The 319-nt window shown below is 40.8% G+C and carries 1 pseudogene; it reads right to left on the reverse strand.

The window, feature by feature from the left end:
* Positions 1-319 (reverse strand): annotated as a pseudogene (locus tag SCA31_RS22840) (hypothetical protein); the annotation flags it as partial.

A 319-nucleotide genomic window follows, 5' to 3' on the forward strand; every position in this document is an offset into this window, starting at 1 on the left:
GTCTGTCTCATATCCAATCCTCTTGTCCCTCCAAAAAGCCTTGCATAAGCCATGTTAAGAATAGAACCCGTTTCCATTCTGATAGAATTCCAGTTTTTTGGAATCGTATCATAGTAGGGATCGTTCCTGTCACCACGGAGAATTACTTCATGATTCAGGGCTCCATTGATGTTCAGGGTTGCTCCGGAGGAAACCTTCATTCCACTGTTTTTGTGGAAATATACTTTGGTTCCCTGCTGGATATCGAGCATAATATTCGGATTTATGGTAAGATCACCATAGATGATTTTTGCTTTAGTATTATCCCAGACCGTATTAC

The sequence above is a fragment of the Chryseobacterium sp. SIMBA_028 genome (genome assembly GCF_046535285.1).
Lineage (GTDB): Bacteria > Bacteroidota > Bacteroidia > Flavobacteriales > Weeksellaceae > Chryseobacterium.